The organism is Cupriavidus sp. R6-3 (assembly GCF_059772245.1).
In genome coordinates, this window is sequence record NZ_JCBAJO010000061.1 from 1 (window position 1) to 22,671 (window position 22,671).

The following is a 22,671-nucleotide window of genomic DNA, read 5'->3' on the forward strand; positions in this document are numbered from 1 at the left end:
CTGCCAGGGCAATGCCGATCCCTTGCCGTAAGCCGTAAGCCGTAAGCACGTCGGCAACAGCCCGGAGACCCACATGCTCGATCTGATCGTTCGCGACTGCAATCTGCCCGATGGCCGCACCGGCATCGACATCGGTATTGCCGACGGCCGCATCGTTGCCGTCGAGCCGGCGCTGCCGGCGCAGGCGGCCGAGCAGATCGATGCGGCAGGCCAGCTGGTATCGCCGCCGTTCGTCGACGCGCATTTCCATATGGACTCGACGCTGTCGTACGGGCTGCCGCGCGTGAACCAGTCCGGCACCTTGCTCGAAGGCATCGCACTGTGGGGCGAACTGAAGCCGCAGCTGACGCAGCAGGCGCTGGTCGAGCGCGCGCTCGCGTATTGCGACTGGGCGGTGGCACGCGGCCTGCTGGCTATCCGCTCGCATGTCGACGTCTGCGACCCGCGGTTGCTGGCGGTCGAGGCGCTGCTGCACGTGCGCGAGCAAGTCAGGCCCTATCTGGACCTGCAACTGGTGGCCTTTCCGCAGGACGGCGTGCTGCGCAGCCCCGGTGCGCTCGACAACCTGAAGCGCGCACTCGACATGGGCGTGCAGGTGGTCGGCGGCATTCCGCATTTCGAGCGGACCATGGCAGACGGCGCGGCGTCGGTGCGGCTGCTGTGCGAGCTGGCCGCCGAGCGCGGACTGCCGGTCGACATGCATTGCGACGAGACCGATGACCCGATGTCGCGCCACGTCGAGACGCTGGCCGCCGAAACGGTGCGGCTGGGCCTGCAGGGCAGGGTGGCCGGCTCGCATCTGACGTCGATGCATTCGATGGACAACTACTACGTGTCCAAGCTGCTGCCGCTGATGCGCGAGGCCGGCATGGCCGCGATCGCCAATCCGCTGATCAACATCACGCTGCAGGGCCGGCACGACAGCTATCCGAAGCGGCGCGGCATGACGCGCGTGCCGGAGCTGCTGGCCGCCGGCGTGCCGGTGGCGTTCGGCCACGACTGCGTGATGGACCCCTGGTATGGGCTTGGCTCGGGCGACATGCTCGAGGTCGCCCATATGGGCCTGCATGTCGCGCAGATGACCGGGCAGCAGGGGATGCGCGCCTGCTTCGACGCGGTCACCGAGACCCCGGCAAGAATCCTGGGTTTGACCGGCTACGGCATCGCGCCCGGTTGCCGCGCCGACCTGGTGCTGCTGCAGGCCGCCGATCCGGTCGAGGCGCTGCGCCTGCGCGCGACCCGGCTGCTGGTGCTGCGTGCGGGCAAGGTCATCGCCAGCACGCCGCCGGCCACGGCCGCGCTGCGCCTGCCCGGCAGGCCGGAGCGGGTCGACTTCCGAGTGGGCGGCACGGCCACGGAGCGGTCTGCGGCATCGAGGTAAATATTTTTTGTGCGAGGGTGTTGACGACCCTCGATCGGATCTGCATAATTGCGGTCTTCGCATCGCAGCAAACGTGACGCAAGACACGGAAGCGGCGAACGAAGCCCAGGTGGCGGAATTGGTAGACGCACTAGGTTCAGGTCCTAGCGGTGGCAACACTGTGGAGGTTCGAGTCCTCTCCTGGGCACCAAAATCCTGAAGAGAAGGCCGTTGCAAATTGCAACGGCCTTCTTTTTTTTCGTCCGCGTTTCGTCCGCATTCGTCCCGCGTCTCGCCGGCGGGACTACCGGGTGTGGTTCCCTCGTGCGCTTTCCTGCCACGTCACCGCCCGCGCTGTCACCATTCCCTCTGCAATGACCTGCCGTCTCGCTGCCGGGTCCCGCCAATCCCTGCGGATTCCCGCTGATTCCCGCTGATTCCATATCGCGGCGCGCCGTTTCAGTGTTCGCGCGCGGCCGCTGCCGGAGCGCGCGCGGGACGGCCTTCATCGGGTTGACGCCCCTAACGGTTGCGTTGCCTTTGACCTATGCTCAGATCAAATCGGGCACGCTGACATCAGCCCGAAGGTGGTCGCCATGGACATGGTCTTGTTGTCGAGAGAGAGGAAGACCGGCGTTGCCGCTGGCCGGGCTTGCGTGGGCACCAACCATCGAAGGATCTGCCGCTGTCACCGATGGCGCTACGGCTCCTGTGTCGCCATCTTCCTGACCGCAATGGCCCAGGCCGAGAGCGGGCCACCCGGCAGCGATGCCGTACTCGGATGGCAGCCATTGGGCGAGGAAGAGGCCGCCGCGTTGTTGGCCGCGCTGGATCCGGCTTCGACATCGGCACGGTCCGATCCCTTCCAGCCCGTGCACGCGGCCGCGGACGCATCGGCGCCACCGCCATCCCTTCCTGAATCATCGACGCCGTCGGCCGCGCCAGTACTGTTGGCCTCGCTGCCGTCATCTTCGGCCTCCGCAGCGCCGCCATCTTCGGCCTCCGCAGCGCCGCCATCTTCGGCCTCCGCAGCGCCGCCATCGTCGGCCTCCGCATTGCCGTCATCTTCGGCCTCCGCATCGCCGCCATCGTCGCCTTCAGCATTGCCGCCATCGTCGGCCGCCGCATCTCCGTCGTCTTCGACCCCACGATCCGCGCTGACACAAATGGCAGCGGAATCCGAGGCCGCGATTCGCGCGGCCCTCGCCGCCGACGCACGCGATGGCGCGCGTCGGCCCGCATGGCTGCTGCACGCCGACGATGCCGCCTCCGCCAGCGGTTTCGTCGATACGCGCGTGCGCACGCTGTCGCTGGCGCTCGACGCGGTGTTGCCGCGCAGCGGGGTTACGATCCAGCCCCGCGTGCAGCTCGCCTACCAGCCGCGCGACGATGGCCTGCCCAACCCCGCGCTGGCGGCGATGCCGGCGGACGACCGCGCGACCGGCCTCGCGGTGCGGCTCTACGGCGCGCAGCCGACCCGCCTGGCCGGCGTCTATCCCTTCGTCGAGGCCGACCTGTGGCAGGACAGCAGCCGCAAGACCATCAACATCAACGGCACCCGCATCGACACCGATCTGCTGCGCGGCCTGTTCTCGTTCAATATCGGCGCGCACGGCAGCACGCGCGGCGGCGTCAAGATCTGGGTCAAGGTCAAGACCGGCCGCAATGCGGGCGGCATCATCGGGGCGCGCTATCGGTGGTGACGATCGGTGCCGCCTACCGGTGACGACTGCGGGTCGTGACTACCGGCGGCGACTGCCGATGGTGGCTGCCGGCAGGGGCTGCTGGTGGTCGCTGCGGGTGGTGACTGCCGGCAGTGGCCGCTGGTGGTGACTCTGGTAGTGATTGCTGGTAGTGACTGCTGGTAGTGACTGCTGGTGGTGGCGGCTGGTGGTGGCTGCTGGTGGCTGCTGGTGGTGACAGCGAGCCCAAGCATCGGCCCGCAAAAAATGCTTGCGTTCCCACGCCACTGCGATACAATTGCGCCCTCGCGTGCGGCTGTAGCTCAGTTGGATAGAGTACTTGGCTACGAACCAAGGGGTCGTGGGTTCGAATCCTGCCAGCCGCGCCACCTATACGAAGGGCTTCCATCACTGGAAGCCCTTTTTCTTTGCCTCCGCGCTTTGCGCTCGGTCTTGGCGCTCCCTCTTTGCGCCCGACTTTGCAGCCGGTCCTTGCCCCGCCCTTTGCGCTGATGGCGCATGCATCGCCGCGCCATCACCGCCGATTCCGGCACGCTGACCTTGCGACGGCCTCCTCAGGTGACAGCCGTTACAGCGCGGCTCGACACGGTGCTGCCGGCATTCCCTACACTGCGGCCATACCGATTGATGCGATGCCATTCTGCCGGCAACCCGAATTCCGCAGCGCGCAGCCGGCATCGCGCATCCCGCCCCGCATAGCCATGAAACCATCGACGCCTCTGTTCTCACTGCTTGCCTTCCCGCTCGTCTGCCTGCTTGCCGTGCCTGGCGCCACGACCAACGCCTACGCCGCCGATGACGACGATGCGGCCAGGATGGCAGCGATCGTCGACGCCGCCGTCAAGCCGGTGATCGAGCAGCATCGGCTTCCGGGCATGGCGGTTGGCGTGACCGTCGACGGCAAACGCTATTTCTTCAACTATGGGCAGACCGCAAGGCAGCGCGGCCGGCCGGTGACGAAGGAAACCCTGTTCGAGATCGGCTCGGTCAGCAAGACCTTTGCCGCCACGCTGGCGGCCTACGCCGAGGCGAGCGGCAAGCTGTCGCTGCAGGATCCGGTCAGCCGTCATCTGCCCGCACTGCGAGGTGGCATCTTCGACAAGGTCACGCTGCTCCATCTCGGGACGCATACCTCGGGCTTGCCGCTCGCGGTGCCGGAGCGGATCGACAGCGAGCGCGGCATGGTCGAATACCTGTCGGCATGGCGCCCGACTTATCCGGTCGGCACGCATCGCGTTTACTCGAACAATGGCATCGGCCTGCTCGGCGAGATTGCGGCGAACCGTCTCGGCGGGCCGTACAGCGAGCTGATCCGCACGATCGTGTTCGAGCCGCTCGGCATGAAGCGCAGCCACTTCAGGGTCCCCGCCGACAGGCAGGCTGACTATGCGCAGGGCTATACCGCAACGGATGCGCCGATCCGGATGAAGGAAGGGCATCTGTGGGAGCCGGCCTATGGCATCCGCTCATCGTCCGGCGATCTGCTGGCCTTTATCGAAGCCAATATGCCGGGGGCCCGCATCGACGATACGCTGCGCCAGGCGATCGCGCGCACCCATGTGCCGCGCTTTCGCGCGGGGCCCATCACGCAGGACCTGATATGGGAACAGTATCGCTATCCCGCGACCTTGCAGCAGCTGCTGGCCGGCAATGTGGCGATCCTGCGCGCCGAGGCCGCGAACCCAATCGACGCCGCGGCGCAACCGCGGCAGCCGGTGTATCTGCACAAGACCGGCTCGACCAACGGCTACTCGGCCTATGTCGCGTTCGTGCCGGACAAGCGGATCGGCATCGTGCTGTTGGCCAACAAGGCGTATCCGGTCGATCAGCGGGTGACGATCGGTTACGAGATCCTGTCGCGCGTGGCCGGGCGAACGAAGCCATAGCCCAGCGGCGATATCCGTGCAGCGATAACCCGGCAGCGAAAACTCAGCGGCGATAACTAAGCGGCGATAACTCCGCGGGGATAACTCTGTGGCGATATCCGTGCCGCGCTAACCCCGCGCCGGCTCGCCAGCACCGTCATCGGTGCGCCAGCGGAAACCGCACGCGCGCGATGACACCGGACGGCGCGTCGCCGCGGTTGTCGATGCTGGCATCGCCGCCGTATCGCTCGGCGATCGCCTTGACGATCGCCAGCCCAAGACCGCTGCCCTCCGTGCCGTGGACGTCGGCGCGAAAGAAGCGGTCGAACACGCGCGGCAACGCCTCGGGCGCGACCCCGTTGCCGGTGTCGCGCACTTCGATGCAGCCCAGCCCTTGCTCGCGATAGGCGCGCAGGTCGACGGTGCCGCCGTCGGGCGTGTACTTGAGGGCGTTGTCGACCAGGTTGCTCAGTGCCGTGCGCACGTCGGCGAGGTTGGCGCGCACCTGCAGGTCCTCCAGTTGCTCGACGCCGAGGTCGATGCCGTGCGCGGCCGCGCGGGGCAGGTGCATCTCGATGACGTCGGGCACCACATCGCGAATGGCCACCGGCTGCGACGAGGCGCGCTCGAGCGGGGCGTCCGCCCGTGCCAGCCGCAGCAGCTGGGAGACCATGCGCGTGCTGCGTGCGATCACCTGCTGCAGCGCGTTGTACTCGCGCAGGCTGTCCGGGTCCGACAGCGTACGGCCGAGGTTGTCGGCCTGGATCTGCAGCGAAGTCAGCGGACTGCGCAGCTCGTGTGCGGCATCGGCGATGAACTTCTTTTCGACGCGCAGCGACTGCGACAGCCGCGTGATCATCAGATTGATCGACTGGACCAGCGGCAGCAGCTCGCGCGGCACCTTGTCGGTCGGCAGCGCGTCCAGGCGGCCGATGTCGAGCCGCGCCGCACGCTCGCCCAGCGCGCCGACCCGCCGCAGGGCGCGCCTGACCGTCACGAAGATCGCCAGCCACGCCAGCGGCATCATCACCAGCGCCGGCGTCGCGCTGGCGATCGCCGCGTCTTTCGCAATGCGCTTGCGCGAGGCTTCGCGCTGCGCGACGTTGATGGTCCAGTTCGGCCCGTGCTCCGAGTACACCCGCCACCGTTCCTGGTCGACCGTCTGCGTCGAGAGTCCCGGCGGGGCCTCGCGGCCGATGGCGATCCGGTCGCTGTCCGGATGAAGGGTCGGCTTCGGCGCGCCGAGCCAGATCTGGATCACGATGCCATCGGATGCGTCGCGATACAGGTACAGCGGGTCGATCGCCCGCGTCATGTCGTCGCTGACGCGCGCCGCGACTTCCTGCAGGCGGCGGTCGAGCAGTTCATGGATCTCGGACGTGGCCAGCACGTAGGTCCACGTCGTATGCAGCAGGGCGAAGACCGCGATCACCGCGCTGAGCGCCAGGCTCAGCATCAGGCTCAGCGAACGGTTGCGCGATGGCGCGGCGTGCGGCGCCGGGGGCGAGTTGCGGTGCAGGGCGGTGTGGGCGGGCATGGTATCTGGCCAGGTACGCGCCGGACTGCCGGCCGCGGGATTCAGCTTGGTGGATCGTTCGGCTGGTCGTTCGATGGGCCGTTCGGCAGGTCGTTGGGCAGGTCGTTCGGTGCGTCGCTCGCGGGATCGCGCTTGGGATCACTCTCGGGATCGAACTCGGGACCGCTGCCGGTGCCGTGATCCCGCGTGCCGGATTGCGGCGCGGCCGGTCCCGCATCCCGCTTGACCTTGTCGCTGCCCAGCAGAACGGTCCAGCCGAGTCCACGCACGTTGCGAATGGCCGATGCGCCGAATTTCTTGCGCACCGAGTAGATCAGCACGTCGACCGCATTGCTTTCGACTTCCTGGCCCCAGCCATAAATCTTTTGCTCGAGCTGACTGCGCGACAGGATCGTGCCCGGCCGTTCGAGCAGCGCCAGCATCAACGCGAACTCGCGTGCCGACAGCGTTTCGGTATGGCCGTCCACCGTCAGGCTGCGCGTATCGAGATTGAGCCGGATGGTGTCGTCGCCGAGGCTGGAGGTCGCGTAGCCGGCCTTGCGCCGGAGCACGGCGCGCATGCGCGCCAGCAGCTCGGGAACCTCGAAGGGCTTCAGAACGAAATCGTCGGCGCCGGCGTCGAGCCCCTGCACGCGCGTGTCCAGGTCGTCATGGGCTGTCAGGATCAGCAGCGGAGTCTGATTGCCCTGCGCCCGCAGCCGCTGCAGCAGATCGAGACCACCCATGCGCGGCAGGCCGAGGTCGAGCAGGATGATGGCGTAGGAGCCTTGCTCGATCGCGTGCTGGCCCGCGACGCCGTCGCGCACCCAGTCGACGCTGCACTGCATGTTTTCCTTCAGCGCGCGCATCAGGCTGGTGCCGATCTGCAGGTCGTCCTCGATCAGGAGAATGCGCATGATTTCCGCTCGATACGCGATGTAAAAGATAAGCAGGAGCGACATCGACACGGTGCCGCTCCGCGGTGCATGGGCAACGTCGGCGAAACGTCGGCGGCGCAACGTCGCGCGCTGCGGCTTCACTTATACCGCCGGGGAATCGGCGAGGGAAGTGGCGCTTGTCCCCATCGGGGTGCCGCCGATGCTGTCGGCCGTGGCGTGGCCGAATCTCGGCGTGCGATCGCGCTGTCGAAGATCAAAAATACGGCGTGATTTTCTGATGTGCCCACAGCGATGGAGGGTGACACTTCGCGCCGGTCGGACTCGTTCCCGGCCTCCCCGCCTCTGCTTTGTCCGCCTGCCACAGGCGGATTTTTTTTTGCCGGCATCGTATCCAGCGTCTTTCCAACATCAAGTCGAAACGCAAAGCGCGTGATCGCATATTGGCGCTGTCCGCACCCGCGATCGCAAGGTCTTCGACCGTGCGTTCGCGCACGCAAACCGCCGTACGCGTCTCACATTTCGGGTTGCGAGAAAGAAGTTATAAGAAATCGATCAAGACTTTCTCTAAACGATTCGAGTAGACCCTCAAATTCTCAAAGTTCATTCGATAAATGGTTTGATATCGATGCGCTGTCCGGCGCCGTACAACGCATCGAATCGAACGCATCGAACCGATCGCTCACGACGCCGGACAGCGACGTCTTTCAGGTCATCACCGGATCGGTAGCCGGGTCCGGCGATGGAATGATGCAGCCACTGAGCACGAGTGTTCGAGGGAAAGATGGGGGCAGTCAAGCTAATGATCTTCAGCCGGTCCGGCCGGATCGAGTGCAACGGCGAGACGCACGAAGTGCCGGCATGCAGCCTGGTCTTTACCAACGGCAATGCGACGGCGATTCCGGCGCGCGACGGCATCGATACCTATGTCTTCCATTCGGGGGACTTCCAGGATATCTACCGCGAACTGCATGAGCTCGCGAGCCGCTACCGACGGGGCACGCAATTCTGGCGCGAACCCGTCAAGCGGATCACGGTGCCGGAGGAAACGATCAACGTGATTCGGCATCTCGGTTCCGCCGAGCCGCGCGCGATGCTCCGCTTCGCCTATGTCTACTGCATGGGAACCGAGCCGGAGTACTTCTCCCGGCTGCTGCACCACTTGATCGACAGCAGCCGCGACTTCTTCGAGTTCATCGAGGAGAACAGCATGAGCGCGTGGCCGGTCACGCAGTACGCCAAGGCGCTTGGCATCCCGGTGCGCAAGCTGAACGTGATGTTCTACGAGAAGTTCGGCGTGTCGGCCAAGAACTGGCTGCTGGAGCGCCGGCTGCAGCGGGCACGCGAACTGCTGCTGCTCACCTCGATGAAGGTCACCGATATTGCGCAGGAGTGCGGCTTCAACAGCCACGCGCATTTCAGCGTCAGCTTCCGCCGCCGCTACGAGGCCAGTCCCCGGCTGCTCAGGCAGCACCACCAGAGTATCAACGACGCAGCGAACGAGGAGTAGAACGACATGAATCTGAACGCATTGATCGATGGCATGGACGGGCCGATCTTTTCCGCCAGCTTCAGCATGGCGGAGGCCCTGCAGCGCGCGGTGACCACGGGCGAGACCATCGACTTCATTCAGGCTCAGAAGATGACGGCCGCCTTTACCAACATGACCGCGCTGCAAAGCTCGATCATCAAGGCGATGCACGACACCATCGCCGGCATCATCCAGAAGATCTAGCCATGCAGCCCTTGTCGCGAGAGGTCAGGCGCCTGCTGGTCGAACTGGCGTTCGCTGCAGCCAATCAGCGCCTGCGCGGGGAGATCGAGGTCTTTCTGGACACGCTCGACCTGTTGGTCGACGACGAGCAGGACCGAGCCATCTGCCGCGCGCACCTGTACATGCAGAGCGGCCGGCTCGTCGAGGCGCGTGCCTGCCTGGGCGAGCGCAACGATTCCCCGGCGTTGCTGCTGGCGATGCTGATCGCCGCCAGGCGCGATGCCGCCACGGCGCCGCGCGTGATATCCCCGTCGGCCCGGACGCGCCACTGAGTTATCGAAGACTTTCATCATGACTATCGACCCCACCACCGTCGCCGGCCAGATGTCGGCCACCGCCACGGGCAAGGAGCCTGCGGCAGCCGACATCCAGGCGTTCATGGATGCGATGTCCGCCCGCGTACCCAAACCGGAGGCCATTGCCACCGACGTCCTGCGCAAGGCGGAGGCCGCGGTTTCCGCACGTGTGCAGACCGTCGGTGCGAACGCCGCGCTGGATCCGGCCACCATGACACGGACACAGCAGGCGCTGCTGGAGATGCGCAACGGCGTCGACCTGATCGCGAAGATCGCCGGGACGCTGTCGCAATCGATCAACAAGCTGACGACGATGCAATGAAGCGCTTCCGCACGATCGCCGTGGCCATGCTCGCCGCCGCCACCATGGCGGGCTGCAAGATGACGCTGTACTCGAATGTCGCCGAGGCCGAGGCGAACCAGATGCTGGCCCTGCTGATGCTGCGCCATATCCCCGCGGAAAAGGTGGTGGAGAAGGGCGGCACGGTGACGCTGCGCGTCGACAAGGGCGAGTTCATCAATGCCGTGGAGGTCCTGCGGCAGAACGGCTTCCCCCATCACAAGCGGCTCGGCATGGAAGACCTGTTTCCGTCGAACCAGCTGGTGACATCACCCACGCAGGAGCGCGCCAAGATGCAGCTGCTCAAGGAGCAGCAGCTCGAAAGCATGATCTCGGCGATGGACGGGGTCATCGGCGCCAAGGTGTCTATCGCGCAGAAGGTCGATGAGAACGGCAAGCCGACGGGCGCACCGTCGGCGGCGGTGTTCATCAAGTATTCGCCGCAGTTCAATCTCGCCAACTACGAGGTGCAGATCCGCAGCCTGATCCGCGATGGCGTTCCCGATATCGCGTCGGACCAGATCAGCGTGGTGATGCAGGCCGCAGACTATCGCTATCAGGCACCGGCAGCCGAGGCGCCGCCGTCGCGTTGGCGGCAGTGGTTGCAGGCGCAGCCGGCGCAGGCGGCGGCCGCAGTGGCCGGTGGCGTGCTGGCGCTTTGCGCGATGGCGGGACTGTCGCTCTGGATCGCCCGGCGCAAGGGGAGCGTCGATGTCTGATGCCGCCAAGGCTGGCGCACGCGCGCAACAGGGCCTGTGCCCGGCGGTGCAGCGCTTGCACGCGCTCGCGTGGCGACCGGGCGAGGTGATGCACCGCGGGTGGTGGGGCTATCTCGGGCTCGACGCGTGGCGAGACGACTATCGCCGCCATCCCGGCAGCCGCCGCGCGCTCGACGCGCTGATCGTGCAGCGCCGCGGATTTCCGGCCATGCCGCTGCCTGCCGCGCTGTCGGACGAGCAACGCCGCTTGCTGTCCCTCGAGCCGAGGCTGCCGGTGCTGCTTGTCGCGCTGGGAGCGGTGGCCGCGCGCGCCCCTGAACTGCTGCTGCTCGGCGACTATCGGCGGCAATTGCTGGCGGTACTGGGTGACGACGGTTGCGACCAGCTCGCCGCGCTGGTGCCGGACGGCAAGCGCCCGTCCTTGAGCCGCCCGCCCGAACAGATCGTCGAATGGCTGCGGGAACTCGGCAGACTTTGGCTGGAGCAGACGCTGCCCGGCAGCACCGTCTGGCAGGCGCTGTCGATCTGCCTGCCGCCTCCGGGCGGACTACTGGTGACACCGCCGCCGGGTCTTGCATTGCCGATGCTGTTTCGCCTGGAACGCCTGCTATGAATCCCTTTGGACTGACGATCACCGCTGTCCGCGGTGAACTGCCCGTGGGCGGCGTCGTGCCGGCGGCAACGCTGGACGAATACATCGATGCGGCCGCCGTGCTTCGCCGCAATCGCTCGCGGGCGGCGGCCGTGCTGCTCGCCAGCAGGCGCTGCCGCGCCCAGGCCCGGCTTGAAGCGGCGCAGGTCCTCGACGAGGCACGTGCCGAAGGCGAGCAGCGCGCCGAGGCAGCGGCGCGGGCGGCCCACGACGCGATCTGCGCCGACGTGCTGCACTGGCTGGTGAGGGAGGGCGAGCTCGAGGCGGCCATTGCCGAGCGGCTGGAATGGCGTTGCCGGACCGTGATCGCCGACGCGGTCATCTCCTTCGCCGGCGAGGCCGACCGCGCGGCGTTGATCGCGCAGCGCGTGGCTGCTCGTTGGCGCGAGGTGTCCTCGCACGGCGCGTTCACCTTGCGGCTGTGCCCTGACGACGTCGCGGCGGTGGCGGCGCGACTGCCGGCGGAGCCGGGATTCTCCATCAGCGCCGAGCCGGCGCTGGCTTCCGGCCAGGCGCTGATCGACAGCCCCTACGTGCACCTTCGCATCGATCTTGACCGTCATCTCGCTGTGCTGCTGGCCGCCATTGGCGCCGAGCCAAGCGAGGCGAGCCTGTCGGAGGCCAAGCCGGACGCGCTGGAAGGCACCCGCCGTGAACAGCACGAACAGGACCCGGGTGCGATGGGAGGCAGCCAGCGCAGCCGCCGCGAACAAAACCCGGATCCAGTCGAAGCCAGCCCCCGCAGCCGCCGCGACCAGGACCCGGATGCTCTGGCGAACCATCTGGACGGTCTGATTGCCGATCTGGACGACATCGCGAGAGGTCGGCTTTCGCCGCCGCGGCGCAATCCTGGTCTGCCCGATACCGACGCTGCAGGATGGCCAGCATGAGCCCGAAGGTACAAGGCCCCAAGGCCGTCATTCCGACCGGTCCGGCGCCGGCGATCCTGCCGGGCCAGGGCAGCGGCATACCGAGCCGCGGGCCTCAGCAGCTCAGTCCCGCCCGCTCGGCGATGGACCTCGCGGCGCGCGCCTTGAGCGCGTCGCGCCGCCTGCAGGAAGCCGGCCTCACCAACGTGCACTCCTCCAAGCTGCACGCACTGCTGCGGGGCGATCGCCGCAACGATGCCCTGCTGGCTCGTGCCTTCGTCGGCAAGCTGGCCAAGTCGCTGCTAGCCAACAAGGATCCCCGCATCGAACAGTTGCTGCAGCAGTTCGGCGACATCGACGACGTCGACAGCCTGTTGGCCGCGATCGAACGCAGCGAATTGCATCCGGCGGCGATGGCCTTGCTGCTCGCCGCGATGGCCGAGCAGCACCGTCCCGGGCGCAAGCGCACCCGTCTGGAGCAGGCGCTGGAGCGGCGGCTCGGCGCCAGCGGGGACTGGGAGCTCGCCATGCTTGGCTGGCTCGAGTTTGGTGCGATGACCCCGGAACTGATGTCGCAACTGAAGTCGCTGTATCAGCGCGCGGACGCCGTGCAGCAGGGCATCGCGGCGTTCCTGGACCAGCTGGCCGGCATCGGAGAGCGTCGGCGCAAGGTCAAGGTACTGATCCGTGCGCTCGGGGCCGAACTGAGCGGCATCGAGGACGACGCCGCCGAGGGCATCAAGCTCGCCGCGGTGGTTCGCGACCTGAAACGTCTGCTGATCTTCCTCGGATGCGAGGAGCAGTGCGGCCGGATCGCGCGAGGACTGGGCGACCCGCCGATCGAGCCCGATACGGTCTTGCGCCTGCTGATCCGCATGGTCGACCAGCCTTGGCTTTACCACGACTGGATTCGCGGCGAAGTCGACGGCATGCAGCCGGGCCGCGAGCGCGGCTACAAGCTGGTCCGGGACCTGACCCGGCTGGCCAAGCTGTTGCCGGAGCCGTGTTTTCGCGACGACGACCACCGGCAGCAGGTGCTGGCCGCGCTGGCCGAGTTCAACGACCGTGCCGAGAACGCGGACCCTGCCGAGGGCGACGCCACGGGCTGACGCCCCTTCAGGTATCCGCCCGATGCCGCGTGCCGCGACTGCCGCGCACGATGGCGACATAGCACGCAATGAGGACAGCAAGCGCGTCCGGTGGCTCGCGCCGCCGGGGTCGTGCCTGGATCACCGATGGATATTGGAACGCTGCGCAATCTGGAAAAGCTGTTTCGGCTGATGGATGTCAAGCCGATCACGATCGAGCCCCGCGTCGAGATACGCGACGGCGAGATCCAGGTGTTCATGGAAGTGCGCGACCGCCGCGTGCTGCTGTCCACCATGCGGCCGGTCGATCCCTACGTGGCCGACACGGCGCTGCGCTCGCTGCTGACGCGCTGGTCGCCCGCGTGCATGGCCGGTGTGCCGCTGCGGGTGTTCCGGGTCGACGACTGCCTGTTCGTATCGGGCGCGATGCCCGCCGGCAGCGGCGCGGAACTGTGGTACCGGACGGTCCGGGCACAACGCAGGTTGCTGGAAGCCTGCACGAAGGAGGAAGCATGAGGTTCGTCCTTGCGGCGTTGTTGTTGCCGCTGGCGCTGCTCTGGAGCACCGCGATCGTCGCGTTGGCACTGGCGCTGGTGCTCGGCGCGGTAGCCTTCGGCGTCGGCTGCCGGACCGCCGCCGCGCTGGGAGACTTATTCGGTCGCGCCGTACGGGCACGGCGCGGGGCACGGCGCGGGACACGGCGCAGCGCACAGCGCGGGGCACGGCCATGATCAAGCGCCTCAGTACCTGGCTCGCCACCGTCGGCGGCCGGCAGGACGTCGTGCTGGCCGTCATGCTGATGGTGGCGGTGTTCATGATGATCCTGCCGCTGCCGACCATCCTGGTCGACCTGCTGATCGCCATCAACCTGGGCCTCGCGCTGCTGCTGCTGATGACGGCGATCTATGTGCGCGATCCGCTCGATCTGTCCGCATTGCCGTCGCTGCTGCTGATCACGACGCTGTTCCGCCTCGCGCTGACGGTCAGCACCAGCCGCCTGATCCTGCTGCAGCACGACGCCGGTGAAATCGTGACCGCCTTCGGCAATTTCGTCGTCGGCGGCAATCTGGCGGTCGGCATCATCGTGTTCTCGATCATCACGGTGGTGCAGTTCATCGTGATCACCAAGGGCGCGGAGCGCGTGGCGGAAGTCGGTGCGCGCTTCTCTCTCGACGCGATGCCCGGCAAGCAGATGAGCATCGACGGCGACCTGCGCGCCGGCACGATCGACGCCAACGAGGCCAAGCGCCAGCGCCAGCTGGTGCAGAAGGAGAGCCAGCTGTATGGCGCGATGGACGGCTCGATGAAGTTCGTCAAGGGCGATGCGATCGCCGGCATCATCGTGATCCTGGTCAATATCGTCGGCGGCATCGCGGTCGGCACGATGCAGCACGATATGGGCGTCGGCAAGGCGCTCGAGGTCTACTCGGTGTTGTCGATTGGCGACGGCCTGATCGCCCAGATCCCGGCGCTGATCATCTCGATCGCCGCCGGCATCGTGGTGACGCGCGTGCCCGGCGAGAAGCGCGAGAACCTGGCGCAGGACTTGGTCAACCAGTTCTCGCGCCAGCCGAACGCGCTGATGATCGCCGCCGGCGTGCTGCTGCTGTTCGCGCTGGTGCCGGGCTTTCCCGCGTTGATCTTCATGCCGCTGGGCGTGCTGCTGGGACTGGTCGCGTTCTATGCGCGCCGCCGCGCCAGATCGGTCGCTGCCAATACGGCGGATCAGGGTGGTGCGGTCACCGACGGCGATGGCGAGACGCGCATGACGCCGGGCGCGGAGCCGCTGTCGCTGAAGATGGCCAAGGATGTGGCGGCGCTGCCGGGTCTCGCCGAGGCGCTGGAGGCGCTGCGCTGGCAGAAGTTCGAGCGGCTCGGCATCGCGCTGCCCAGGATCGAGCTGGTCGCCGAGGCCGGGTTGCCGGCCGGCAGCTTCAGTGTGCTGCTGTACAGCGAGCCGGTGCTGAAGGTCGCCATGCCGGCAGGGCGGTTGCTGCTGGCGCGGCAGACCGGCGCCATGCCGATCGCCGAGCGCGTCGACAACCTGCCGTTCGGCGGGCTGACCCTGCAATGGATCGCGCCCGAGCACGAGGGCTCGCTGGCGCAGTCGGGCCTGTCGCTGCTCGCCGGATCGCAGGTCGTGTCGTACGCCACCGCGCTGACCGTGGACCGCTTCGCCGACGAATTCATCGGCGTGCAGGAAACCCGCTACCTGATGGACGCGATGGAGGCGCGCTACGGCGAGCTGGTCAAGGAGCTGCAGCGCCAGCTGCCGATCAGCAAGGTCTCGGAGGTATTGCAGCGGCTGGTGGCCGAAGGCATCTCGATCCGCGACCTGCGCACGATCTTCGAGGCCTTGATCGAGTGGTCGCCGAAGGAGAAGGAGACCGTGATGCTGACCGAATACGTCCGCGTCGCGCTGCGCCGCCAGATCGTCGGAAGGCATACGCGCGGCGAAGGGCGGATCAACGTCTGGCTGATCGGCGACGGCATCGAGAACATGATTCGCGACTCGGTGCGGCAGACCGCCGCCGGCGCCTACTCGACCCTGCAGGGCGACCAGATCGAGGCCATCGTGGCGCGCATCAAGGCCGGCATCGCCGGACGCGAGGACATGGAGGGTGCGCTCGTTACCGCCATCGACGTGCGCCGCTTCCTGCGCAAGTTCCTCGAGCGCGAGTTGTTCAGCGTGCCGGTGTTGTCGTACCAGGAGCTGGGCGACGACGTGCAACTGCACGTGCTCGGCAATATCGACATGATCGGGGAGTACGACGATGCGTATGCCTGACGTCGACGCGATCGTCTCCGAGGTGGCGGGCCGCCTGACGCTGCCCGCGCTGGACGATGGCGTGGAGCGCTTCGGCCGGGTGGTCGAAATCGGACCCACGCTGATCAAGGCCAGCCTGCCCGACGCCGCGCTGGCCGAACTCTGCCTGATCGGCGCGGATATGCAGGCCGAGGTAGTCGGCCTGCAACGCGAGATCGCGCTGCTGTCGCCATTCTCCGAGCCGATCGGCATGAGCTGCGGCGCACTGGTGCGCCCGCTCGGCACCGAGCATCGCATTCCGGTCGGGCCGCATCTGATCGGCTCGGTGGTCGACGGCCTGGGCCGCCGGATGAGCGGCCCGCCGGTGCCGTCGGCGTGCGAAACGCGCGCGCTGGAGGCCGCGGTACCGGATCCCCTGACGCGCACGCTGATCGATCAGGTGCTGCCGCTTGGCGTGCGCGCGATCGACGGCATGCTGACCTGCGGCCGCGGCCAGCGGATCGGCATCTTCGCCGCCGCGGGCGGGGGCAAGAGCACGCTGCTCGGCATGATCTGCGACGGCAGCCTGGCCGACGTGGTGGTACTCGGGCTGGTGGGCGAGCGCGGGCGCGAAGTCCGCGAGTTTCTCGATCAGACCTTGACGGCCGAGGCGCGCGAGCGCTCGGTGGTGGTGGTGTCCACCTCGGACCGGCCGGCGCTGGAACGCCTGAAGGCGGTCTACACCGCGACCACCATCGCCGAGTACTTTCGCGATCAGGGCTTGAACGTGCTGCTGATGGTCGATTCGCTGACGCGCTTCGCGCGCGCCGGCCGCGAGATCGGGCTGGCCGCCGGCGAACTGCCGGCCGCCGGCAGCTTCCCGCCCAGTGTGTTCGCGCGCCTGCCGCGCCTGCTGGAGCGGGCGGGCTGCGCCGCCAGCGGCAGCATCACCGGCATCTACACCGTGCTGGTCGAGGGCGACGACATGACCGAGCCGATCGCCGACGAGGTCCGCTCGATCCTCGACGGCCATATCGTGCTGTCCCGCGAGCTGGCGGAAAAGAACCACTATCCCGCCATCGATATCCCGGCCAGCATCAGTCGCGTGATGCACCAGGTCACCAGCGAGCAACATCGGCAGTGGGCCGGAAAGGCGCGCCGGCTGCTGGCCCAGTACAAGGAAATCGAACTGCTGGTGCGCGTCGGCGAATACGAACGCGGTCACGACGCCGAGGCCGACGATGCGCTGGATCGCCGCGCCGGGCTGGAGGCATTCCTGTGCCAGGGCACCGGCGAACGCGCCGATTACCAGGGCACGCTGCGCCAGCTGCGACAGGTCGTGGAGGGGTGATGGCCAGGCTCACCACCGCGCAGATGCTCGATCAGTTGCGCACCATCAAGACTTGCCGGGAAGGCGTGCTGCGCCATCGCGCCCGTCGCATCGAGGCGGACATGCGCGAGTGCCGGCAGCAGTCCGACACGCACAAGGCCGAGCAGGCCGATCTGCGCGCCCAGTGGCGTGCCGCCAACCAGACGGAGCAGGCGGTCGACCCGCGGGACTTCCACAAGCTCAAGCGCCAGTTCGCCGAGTTCTATCAGCGCGAACAGCAGCTGCAGGCTGCCCTGCGCAAGCTCGCCGAGCAGATCGCCGATTGCCGGGCCCAGGCGGCGCAGACTGCGCGGGCACTGAAGGAGAACCTGCGCGGCCAGGAGAAGCTGGCTGCGCTAATGGAGGAGCAGCGATGAGTGTGTCTCCCGTCGGCGGCGTCCCGGGCAAGGGCGGCCGCGATCGCGACGAGCGCCGCAAGGTGGAGCCGGAGCAGTCGGCGCAGTTCGATGCGGCGATGCGCAAGCGCAGGCGAGCCCGGGAGCGGGGCGCCGAGGAAGCGGAGCCCACTGGGACGCCAGCGTTCCTGCCGCCGGCATGGTGGTCGATGCTCGGCGGCGCGCGGCCAGAGTCGGCGGCAACGGCTGCAGCGGTCGCCTGCGGTGGCCAGGACGCCGGCCGCGCCGAGGCCACCGCGCCCGGCGACGTCGAAGCCGACCGCTTTGCGCCGGGTACGCAGACGCGCCTGAACGGCAATGCAATGCATGTCCGCTTCACGCAGGGGGCATGGGCCGGCATGGAGCTGCAGGCGTCGCTGCATGCGGGGCAGGTCGTCGTCACGCTGCGGCCGCTGAACCGGCAGCAGCACAAGCGCCTGGTCGAAGCGAAGTCGTCGTTGAGCGACGAGGTGGCCAGGCAGACCGGTGAAGTGATTCGATTGGAGGTAGCCGATGCTACTCGATGAATGGAGCGATCAGGAGCTGGAACTGGCGCGGGCAATCGGCCCTGGCCGCTCCAGTGCCGCAGCCGGCGGGCGGCGTATTGGCGCGGGCGGCAGCGCCCGCGGCGAGGGACTGGACGCGTTGCAGGCGCTGGATCGTCTCGGCACCGCCGATCCGCCGATTGACCCGCTGATGGACCCGCTGGTGGATCCGATCCGGCGGCTCGATGCGTTCGGCGGCGATCCGCTTCCCGATGTCCACGCCGACGTCCACGCCGACGCTCACGCCGGCGCTCACACCGACGTTCACGCAGCAGACCGCGACGGCTGGGGCCACGGCATCGGCGGCATCGGCGACACCAGCGACACCAGCGACACCAGCGACACCAGCGATACCGAAGCGCAAGCCGATGCCGGCGCGATCGTGCTCGACCTGAAGCCCTGCGGCGGCGACGGCGTGGTGATGTCGATGTCGATCGACGGGCAGCGTGCCCGCGCCTGGGCCGACGCCGACGCCTGGTGCGAATGGCTGGCGCCGCGGCTGGCGGTACAGCGCTTCCAGCAGATCCCGCCCGATCTGCTCAGCCTGCTGGGCCAGTGGACGCTGTCGCCGCTGCAGCACCATGCCCGCCAGGCCGGTCTGGGCGCGCCGCACTTCTGCGCCGCCGAGCCCGGCAGCTGCGTGCGTGCGATCGCGCCCACGCTGACGCTGTGCCGCGCCGATGCCGAGCTCGACCTGCGCCTGCTGGACTGGCCCGAATCGTGGATCGCCGCACTGGCACAAACGATGGAAGACCGCCGGCCGCCGCTGGTGATCCCGCCGATCCCGGTCGCGCTCGCGGCCGGATGGGCACGCCTGAGCCGCGCGCAACTCGCCGGGCTGATGCCCGGCGACGGCGTCGTGCTCGAGCGCCCCGCGGCGATCGAGCACGGCCACGCCTGGCTGGTCGCCGAACGCCCGCTGGCGCTGGCGTGCTTTGCGCACGGCGCCTGGCATATCGAATACGCATGCAATGAGGAAACCGGCATGGAACAAGAGACGGACGTCACGCTGCGCGGCAGCCCGCTGGACGACGACAACATCGTGCTGACCGCGGTGGCCGAAGTGGGGCGGCTGTCGCTGTCCCTCGATACGCTGCGCGAGTTGCAGACGGGGCAGATGCTGGAGCTGGCTCACGCCAGCCACGGCCGGGTCACGCTGACGGTCTCGGGGCAGGCGATCGCCCACGGCACGCTGCTGCGCGTGGGCGACAAGCTGGTGATGCGGATCGAGTGAAGGCCGGCGATTTCAGGCATGGGCCCGATGCCGGCGTTCACCGGCCATGCCGAGAATGATCGCTCACCCACGGACCAGATCATGTCGCTTGCCGATCATCCTCTGCAGCTGATCCTGCTGCTGTTCGCGCTGTCGTTGCTGCCGCTCTTCATCGTGATGGGCACGGCCTTCCTGAAAATTTCGATCGTGCTGTCCACGCTGCGCAATGCGCTCGGCATCCAGCAGATTCCGCCGAACATGGCGATCTACGGGCTCTCGCTGGTGCTGACGCTGTTCATCATGGCGCCGGTGGGCATGGCGATCAGCGACAACCTGAAGGCCAATCCGGTCAGGATGGAGGCGCCGGATCTGTTCGGCCAGGTCGAAACCCGGGTGCTCGAGCCTTACCGCGAGTTCATCAAGGGCAAGGCGAGTCCGCAGCAGGTCCGCTTCTTCATGGACATCGGCGAGAAGATGTGGCCGGAGCCCTACCGCAATCGCATTCCGGACGATTCGCTGGTGGTGCTGATCCCGGCCTTCACCGTCAGCGAGCTGGTGGAGGCCTTCAAGATCGGCCTGCTGCTTTACCTGCCCTTCGTCGCCATCGACCTGATCGTCTCCAATGTACTGCTGGCGATGGGGATGATGATGGTGTCTCCCGTGACGATCTCGCTGCCGATCAAGCTGCTGGTGTTCGTGATGATCGGCGGTTGGGAGAAGTTGCTCGGCCAGTTGATCCAGTCCTACCTATGAGCAACGAAATCATTGCGCAGCTGGCGTCCAACCTGCTGTGGCTGGTGCTGATCCTGTCGCTGCCCGTCGTCGTCGTCGCGTCGGTGGTCGGTGTGCTGGTCAGCCTGGTGCAGGCACTGACGCAGGTCCAGGACCAGACGATCCAGTTCCTGCTGAAGCTGATCGCGGTCTGCGTCACGCTGGTGATGACCTATCACTGGATGGGCGCCACGCTGATCGGCTATACGAACATGGCGTTCGAGCAGATTTCCGTGATGGGGAAATAGGTGGACGGCTGGCAGCATATCGTTCCGACGCTCGCACTGACGATGCTGCGCCCCCTTGGCATGCTGGTGCTGATGCCGATGTTCTCGGCGCGCGCGCTCGGGGGCGGCCTGATCCGCAATGCGCTGGTGCTGGTGATGGCGCTGCCCGCGCTGCCGATGCAGCTCGCGCAGGCCGCGCAGTTTTCCGAACTGTCGCTGCCGGCCCTGGCCCTGCTGGTGATGCAGGAGTTCGCCATCGGGCTGGTGATGGGCTTCTGCGCAACCATTCCCTTCTGGGCCATCGACATGGCCAGCACCGTGATCGACACCGTGCGCGGCACCTCGATGGCCTCGGTGCTGAACCCAATGCTGGAAGAGCAGTCGTCGGTGTTCGGCGTGCTGTTCACGCAGGTGCTCGCGGTGCTGTTTCTGGTCGGCGGCGGCTTCAACGCGATGCTTACCGCGCTCTATGCCTCGTATCAGAGCATGCCGCTGCTCGGCGGCTGGCATCTGTCGGCGAGCTTCCCGGGCTTTATCGCCCATCAGTGGCAACTGATGATGGAGCTGTGCATCGGCTTCGCGCTGCCCGCGCTGGTGGTGATGGTGCTGATCGATGCCGCGCTCGGCCTGGTCAATCGCTCGGCGCAGCAGTTGAACGTGTTCTTTGTCGCGATGCCGATCAAGAGCGCGCTGGCGCTGTTCGTGCTGGCCATCGGCATGAGCTACGCGGTGGGTGCCTTCCAGCAGCGTTTCGATGCGTTCGGCGGCGTGGTGGCCAATCTGCTCGGGACCATGCGATGACCGAGAAGACCGAACAGCCGACGCCGAAGAAGATCCGCGATGCGCGCGAGGAAGGCCAGATCGCCAAGAGCGTGGAGATCGCCACCGGCATCCAGCTCGCCGTGTTGCTCGGCTACTTCTGGGTGCGCGGCGAGGACATCGTCGACGCCTTCCAGAACATCATCGAGGTGGCGATCGCCAGCACCGGCGAGCCGTTGCGTGTGGCGATGTGGCGCGTGGCGACGGTATCCGGCACGCTGATGCTGCATCTGCTGGCGCCGGTCGCCATCGTGCTCGTGCTGGCGACGGTGGGCGCGGTGATGTCGCAGATCGGCCCGCTGTTCGCGCCGAAGGTCATCAAGCCGAAAGGCGAGCGCATCAACCCGCTGACCAACGCGAAGCAGCTGTTCTCGCTGCGTTCGCTGTTCGAGTTCGGCAAGTCGCTGCTCAAGGTGTCGATCCTGAGCATCGCCTTCTATCTGCTGATCAAGCGCTACCTCTATTCCTTCCAGTTCCTGCCGCTGTGCGGCGCCGAGTGCGGGCTGCGGGTCACCGGTGTGCTGATCGGCTGGCTGTGGGGAATCCTGGTGCTGTTCTACGTGGTGTTCGCCATCGCGGATCTGGTGTTCCAGAAGCGCAGCCTGACCAAGCAGCTGATGATGAGCCGCGACGAGATCCAGAAGGAATTCAAGAACACCGAGGGCGACCCGCATATCAAGCACAAGCGCAAGGAGATCCATCGCGATATCCAGAGCGGCAGCATGGCGGCGAACGTCAAGCGTTCCACCGCGGTGGTGCGCAACCCGACCCATGTCGCGGTCTGCCTGTACTTCGTGGCCGGCGAGACGCCGCTGCCCCAGGTCATCGAGAAGGGCGTCGATGCGCGTGCGCTGCAAATGATCGCGATCGCCGAGGAGGCGGGCGTGCCGATGGTCGAGCAGGTCTATGTCGCGCGCCGGCTCCATGCGCGTACCGAGGTTGGCGACTACATTCCCGCCGAGCTGTTCGAGCCGGTCGCCGAGATCCTCAGCCTGGTCAACGAGATGAGGCAGGCGGAGGAGGGCATCGGCGATGACGACCTGGATGACGAGCTGAATGACGATTCGGACGACGACCTGGACGTCGGCGAGGACACGGAAGGCGACAGCGACGCGGGCACCCACAGCGACACCGACACCCACGGCGACGCCGACCCCGACCCCGGCCCGGACCCGGACCCGGACCCCGACCCGAACCCCGACCCCGACCCCGACAACGACACCGACAACGACACCGACACCGACAACGACACCGACAACGACACCGACACCGACACCGACAACGACACCGACAGCTGCACCGACACCGACAGCTCCACGCCAGGCCTCGACGGCGGCGTCGACCCCCGCGGCGCTTCTGGCCGCAACCCACGACCCGATCCCCGCCGCCCGGCCGATGGCTAGGCCGGTGCCAGGGACGGTCCCCCATTGGAGAGCCTTTCGTGATGAGGACGATAACGGCGGTCCCGGTGATCGCCCTGGTCGGCGGCCTGGCGGCAGGCGCCGCAC

General features: G+C 67.3%; 24 protein-coding genes, 2 tRNA genes and 1 pseudogene. 24 read left to right on the forward strand and 3 right to left on the reverse strand.

Annotated features, from left to right (window positions below; all coding sequences use genetic code 11):
• Positions 1-73: 73 nt before the first annotated feature.
• Together AC6EI8_RS12220 and AC6EI8_RS12225 are read left to right on the forward strand one after the other, a co-directional pair.
• Positions 74-1,381, forward strand: a complete 1,308-nt coding sequence (locus AC6EI8_RS12220; protein WP_265633739.1) for an amidohydrolase family protein — start codon at positions 74-76, stop codon at positions 1,379-1,381.
• A gap of 103 nt (positions 1,382-1,484) precedes the next feature.
• Positions 1,485-1,571, forward strand: a tRNA-Leu gene (locus tag AC6EI8_RS12225).
• A 489-nt stretch (positions 1,572-2,060) separates the two neighbouring features.
• On the opposite strand, the gene AC6EI8_RS12230 is transcribed toward AC6EI8_RS12225, so the two are convergent.
• Entirely contained in the window at positions 2,061-2,663 is a 603-nt protein-coding gene (locus AC6EI8_RS12230; protein WP_226106362.1) for a hypothetical protein, read from the reverse strand.
• Between AC6EI8_RS12230 and AC6EI8_RS12235 the strand changes: the two genes are divergently transcribed.
• The 3 genes from AC6EI8_RS12235 to ampC all read left to right on the forward strand — a co-directional run bounded on the left by AC6EI8_RS12235 (position 2,656) and on the right by ampC (position 4,949).
• The gene (locus tag AC6EI8_RS12235; protein WP_187829065.1) at positions 2,656-3,063 is read left to right on the forward strand and encodes a hypothetical protein; all 408 of its coding nucleotides are present in this window, start codon (positions 2,656-2,658) and stop codon (positions 3,061-3,063) included. The two genes, AC6EI8_RS12230 and AC6EI8_RS12235, sit on opposite strands and share 8 nt — an antisense overlap.
• 291 nt (positions 3,064-3,354) lie before the next feature.
• Positions 3,355-3,431: transfer RNA gene (locus tag AC6EI8_RS12240), tRNA-Arg, on the forward strand.
• Between the two features lie 333 nt (positions 3,432-3,764).
• The gene (gene ampC / locus AC6EI8_RS12245; RefSeq protein WP_226106033.1) at positions 3,765-4,949 is read left to right on the forward strand and encodes a class C beta-lactamase; all 1,185 of its coding nucleotides are present in this window, start codon (positions 3,765-3,767) and stop codon (positions 4,947-4,949) included.
• A 136-nt stretch (positions 4,950-5,085) separates the two neighbouring features.
• Here the strand turns inward: ampC and AC6EI8_RS12250 are convergent, their stop codons facing one another.
• Both AC6EI8_RS12250 and AC6EI8_RS12255 read right to left on the reverse strand, forming a co-directional pair.
• The gene (locus AC6EI8_RS12250; protein WP_226106031.1) at positions 5,086-6,465 is read right to left on the reverse strand and encodes a sensor histidine kinase; all 1,380 of its coding nucleotides are present in this window, start codon (positions 6,463-6,465) and stop codon (positions 5,086-5,088) included.
• A 236-nt stretch (positions 6,466-6,701) separates the two neighbouring features.
• Positions 6,702-7,361, reverse strand: a pseudogene (locus AC6EI8_RS12255) (response regulator transcription factor); the annotation flags it as partial.
• Between the two features lie 763 nt (positions 7,362-8,124).
• Here AC6EI8_RS12255 and AC6EI8_RS12260 point away from each other — a divergent pair.
• The 19 genes from AC6EI8_RS12260 to AC6EI8_RS12350 all read left to right on the forward strand — a co-directional run bounded on the left by AC6EI8_RS12260 (position 8,125) and on the right by AC6EI8_RS12350 (position 22,566).
• Positions 8,125-8,850, forward strand: coding sequence for a helix-turn-helix transcriptional regulator (locus AC6EI8_RS12260; protein ID WP_149316191.1), 726 nt, complete (start codon positions 8,125-8,127; stop codon positions 8,848-8,850).
• A 6-nt stretch (positions 8,851-8,856) separates the two neighbouring features.
• The gene (locus AC6EI8_RS12265; RefSeq protein ID WP_150083746.1) at positions 8,857-9,075 is read left to right on the forward strand and encodes an EscF/YscF/HrpA family type III secretion system needle major subunit; all 219 of its coding nucleotides are present in this window, start codon (positions 8,857-8,859) and stop codon (positions 9,073-9,075) included.
• A 2-nt stretch (positions 9,076-9,077) separates the two neighbouring features.
• A complete protein-coding gene (locus AC6EI8_RS12270) occupies positions 9,078-9,386 on the forward strand; it encodes a DUF1039 domain-containing protein (RefSeq protein ID WP_150083747.1) in 309 nt (102 codons plus the stop codon).
• A 52-nt stretch (positions 9,387-9,438) separates the two neighbouring features.
• On the forward strand, positions 9,439-9,732 hold the full coding sequence (gene sctI / locus AC6EI8_RS12275) for a type III secretion system inner rod subunit SctI (RefSeq protein ID WP_498382041.1): 294 nt from the start codon (positions 9,439-9,441) through the stop codon (positions 9,730-9,732).
• Positions 9,729-10,469, forward strand: coding sequence for a type III secretion system inner membrane ring lipoprotein SctJ (sctJ, locus tag AC6EI8_RS12280; RefSeq protein WP_498382042.1), 741 nt, complete (start codon positions 9,729-9,731; stop codon positions 10,467-10,469). Before sctI ends, sctJ begins: the two co-directional genes overlap by 4 nt.
• The gene (locus AC6EI8_RS12285) at positions 10,462-11,082 is read left to right on the forward strand and encodes a type III secretion system domain-containing protein (protein ID WP_149316186.1); all 621 of its coding nucleotides are present in this window, start codon (positions 10,462-10,464) and stop codon (positions 11,080-11,082) included. The genes sctJ and AC6EI8_RS12285 overlap by 8 nt, the downstream gene beginning before the upstream one ends.
• Positions 11,079-12,011, forward strand: a complete 933-nt coding sequence (locus AC6EI8_RS12290; protein ID WP_498382043.1) for a hypothetical protein — start codon at positions 11,079-11,081, stop codon at positions 12,009-12,011. The genes AC6EI8_RS12285 and AC6EI8_RS12290 overlap by 4 nt, the downstream gene beginning before the upstream one ends.
• Positions 12,008-13,099, forward strand: a complete 1,092-nt coding sequence (locus AC6EI8_RS12295) for a TyeA family type III secretion system gatekeeper subunit (protein ID WP_226106026.1) — start codon at positions 12,008-12,010, stop codon at positions 13,097-13,099. Before AC6EI8_RS12290 ends, AC6EI8_RS12295 begins: the two co-directional genes overlap by 4 nt.
• A 126-nt stretch (positions 13,100-13,225) precedes the next feature.
• Entirely contained in the window at positions 13,226-13,594 is a 369-nt protein-coding gene (locus AC6EI8_RS12300; RefSeq protein WP_149316183.1) for a hypothetical protein, read from the forward strand.
• Complete coding sequence (locus AC6EI8_RS12305) at positions 13,591-13,809, forward strand: hypothetical protein (protein WP_265633746.1); 219 nt, start codon at positions 13,591-13,593, stop codon at positions 13,807-13,809. The genes AC6EI8_RS12300 and AC6EI8_RS12305 overlap by 4 nt, the downstream gene beginning before the upstream one ends.
• On the forward strand, positions 13,806-15,866 hold the full coding sequence (locus AC6EI8_RS12310; protein ID WP_498382044.1) for an EscV/YscV/HrcV family type III secretion system export apparatus protein: 2,061 nt from the start codon (positions 13,806-13,808) through the stop codon (positions 15,864-15,866). The genes AC6EI8_RS12305 and AC6EI8_RS12310 overlap by 4 nt, the downstream gene beginning before the upstream one ends.
• Positions 15,853-17,175: an EscN/YscN/HrcN family type III secretion system ATPase gene (locus AC6EI8_RS12315; protein WP_223819684.1), complete on the forward strand. Its 1,323-nt coding sequence runs from the start codon at positions 15,853-15,855 to the stop codon at positions 17,173-17,175. The genes AC6EI8_RS12310 and AC6EI8_RS12315 overlap by 14 nt, the downstream gene beginning before the upstream one ends.
• Positions 17,175-17,570, forward strand: coding sequence for a hypothetical protein (locus AC6EI8_RS12320; protein ID WP_149316181.1), 396 nt, complete (start codon positions 17,175-17,177; stop codon positions 17,568-17,570). The genes AC6EI8_RS12315 and AC6EI8_RS12320 overlap by 1 nt, the downstream gene beginning before the upstream one ends.
• A complete protein-coding gene (locus AC6EI8_RS12325) occupies positions 17,567-18,115 on the forward strand; it encodes a hypothetical protein (RefSeq protein WP_150083752.1) in 549 nt (182 codons plus the stop codon). The genes AC6EI8_RS12320 and AC6EI8_RS12325 overlap by 4 nt, the downstream gene beginning before the upstream one ends.
• A complete protein-coding gene (gene sctQ / locus AC6EI8_RS12330) occupies positions 18,102-19,367 on the forward strand; it encodes a type III secretion system cytoplasmic ring protein SctQ (protein ID WP_498382045.1) in 1,266 nt (421 codons plus the stop codon). Before AC6EI8_RS12325 ends, sctQ begins: the two co-directional genes overlap by 14 nt.
• 81 nt (positions 19,368-19,448) lie before the next feature.
• Positions 19,449-20,099, forward strand: a complete 651-nt coding sequence (gene sctR / locus AC6EI8_RS12335; RefSeq protein ID WP_150083754.1) for a type III secretion system export apparatus subunit SctR — start codon at positions 19,449-19,451, stop codon at positions 20,097-20,099.
• The gene (gene sctS, locus AC6EI8_RS12340; protein WP_149316177.1) at positions 20,096-20,365 is read left to right on the forward strand and encodes a type III secretion system export apparatus subunit SctS; all 270 of its coding nucleotides are present in this window, start codon (positions 20,096-20,098) and stop codon (positions 20,363-20,365) included. Before sctR ends, sctS begins: the two co-directional genes overlap by 4 nt.
• On the forward strand, positions 20,366-21,145 hold the full coding sequence (gene sctT / locus AC6EI8_RS12345) for a type III secretion system export apparatus subunit SctT (protein WP_498382046.1): 780 nt from the start codon (positions 20,366-20,368) through the stop codon (positions 21,143-21,145).
• Positions 21,142-22,566, forward strand: coding sequence for an EscU/YscU/HrcU family type III secretion system export apparatus switch protein (locus tag AC6EI8_RS12350; RefSeq protein WP_498382047.1), 1,425 nt, complete (start codon positions 21,142-21,144; stop codon positions 22,564-22,566). The genes sctT and AC6EI8_RS12350 overlap by 4 nt, the downstream gene beginning before the upstream one ends.
• Positions 22,567-22,671: the final 105 nt, after the last annotated feature.

Excerpts from the sequence above, each read along its gene's own strand:
- AC6EI8_RS12270 (WP_150083747.1), top strand. The coding sequence starts at position 9,078 with ATGCAGCCCTTGTCGCGAGAGGTCAGGCGCCTGCTGGTCGAACTGGCG.
- AC6EI8_RS12325 (WP_150083752.1), top strand. The coding sequence starts at position 17,567 with ATGAGTGTGTCTCCCGTCGGCGGCGTCCCGGGCAAGGGCGGCCGCGAT.
- AC6EI8_RS12285 (WP_149316186.1), top strand. The coding sequence starts at position 10,462 with ATGTCTGATGCCGCCAAGGCTGGCGCACGCGCGCAACAGGGCCTGTGC.
- AC6EI8_RS12220 (WP_265633739.1), top strand. The coding sequence starts at position 74 with ATGCTCGATCTGATCGTTCGCGACTGCAATCTGCCCGATGGCCGCACC.
- AC6EI8_RS12350 (WP_498382047.1), top strand. The coding sequence starts at position 21,142 with ATGACCGAGAAGACCGAACAGCCGACGCCGAAGAAGATCCGCGATGCG.
- sctR (WP_150083754.1), top strand. The coding sequence starts at position 19,449 with ATGTCGCTTGCCGATCATCCTCTGCAGCTGATCCTGCTGCTGTTCGCG.
- sctQ (WP_498382045.1), top strand. The coding sequence starts at position 18,102 with ATGCTACTCGATGAATGGAGCGATCAGGAGCTGGAACTGGCGCGGGCA.
- AC6EI8_RS12300 (WP_149316183.1), top strand. The coding sequence starts at position 13,226 with ATGGATATTGGAACGCTGCGCAATCTGGAAAAGCTGTTTCGGCTGATG.
- sctI (WP_498382041.1), top strand. The coding sequence starts at position 9,439 with ATGTCGGCCACCGCCACGGGCAAGGAGCCTGCGGCAGCCGACATCCAG.
- AC6EI8_RS12295 (WP_226106026.1), top strand. The coding sequence starts at position 12,008 with ATGAGCCCGAAGGTACAAGGCCCCAAGGCCGTCATTCCGACCGGTCCG.
- AC6EI8_RS12305 (WP_265633746.1), top strand. The coding sequence starts at position 13,591 with ATGAGGTTCGTCCTTGCGGCGTTGTTGTTGCCGCTGGCGCTGCTCTGG.
- sctJ (WP_498382042.1), top strand. The coding sequence starts at position 9,729 with ATGAAGCGCTTCCGCACGATCGCCGTGGCCATGCTCGCCGCCGCCACC.
- AC6EI8_RS12260 (WP_149316191.1), top strand. The coding sequence starts at position 8,125 with ATGGGGGCAGTCAAGCTAATGATCTTCAGCCGGTCCGGCCGGATCGAG.
- sctS (WP_149316177.1), top strand. The coding sequence starts at position 20,096 with ATGAGCAACGAAATCATTGCGCAGCTGGCGTCCAACCTGCTGTGGCTG.
- AC6EI8_RS12265 (WP_150083746.1), top strand. The coding sequence starts at position 8,857 with ATGAATCTGAACGCATTGATCGATGGCATGGACGGGCCGATCTTTTCC.
- AC6EI8_RS12310 (WP_498382044.1), top strand. The coding sequence starts at position 13,806 with ATGATCAAGCGCCTCAGTACCTGGCTCGCCACCGTCGGCGGCCGGCAG.
- AC6EI8_RS12250 (WP_226106031.1), bottom strand. The coding sequence starts at position 6,465 with ATGCCCGCCCACACCGCCCTGCACCGCAACTCGCCCCCGGCGCCGCAC.
- AC6EI8_RS12320 (WP_149316181.1), top strand. The coding sequence starts at position 17,175 with ATGGCCAGGCTCACCACCGCGCAGATGCTCGATCAGTTGCGCACCATC.
- AC6EI8_RS12290 (WP_498382043.1), top strand. The coding sequence starts at position 11,079 with ATGAATCCCTTTGGACTGACGATCACCGCTGTCCGCGGTGAACTGCCC.
- ampC (WP_226106033.1), top strand. The coding sequence starts at position 3,765 with ATGAAACCATCGACGCCTCTGTTCTCACTGCTTGCCTTCCCGCTCGTC.
- AC6EI8_RS12315 (WP_223819684.1), top strand. The coding sequence starts at position 15,853 with ATGCGTATGCCTGACGTCGACGCGATCGTCTCCGAGGTGGCGGGCCGC.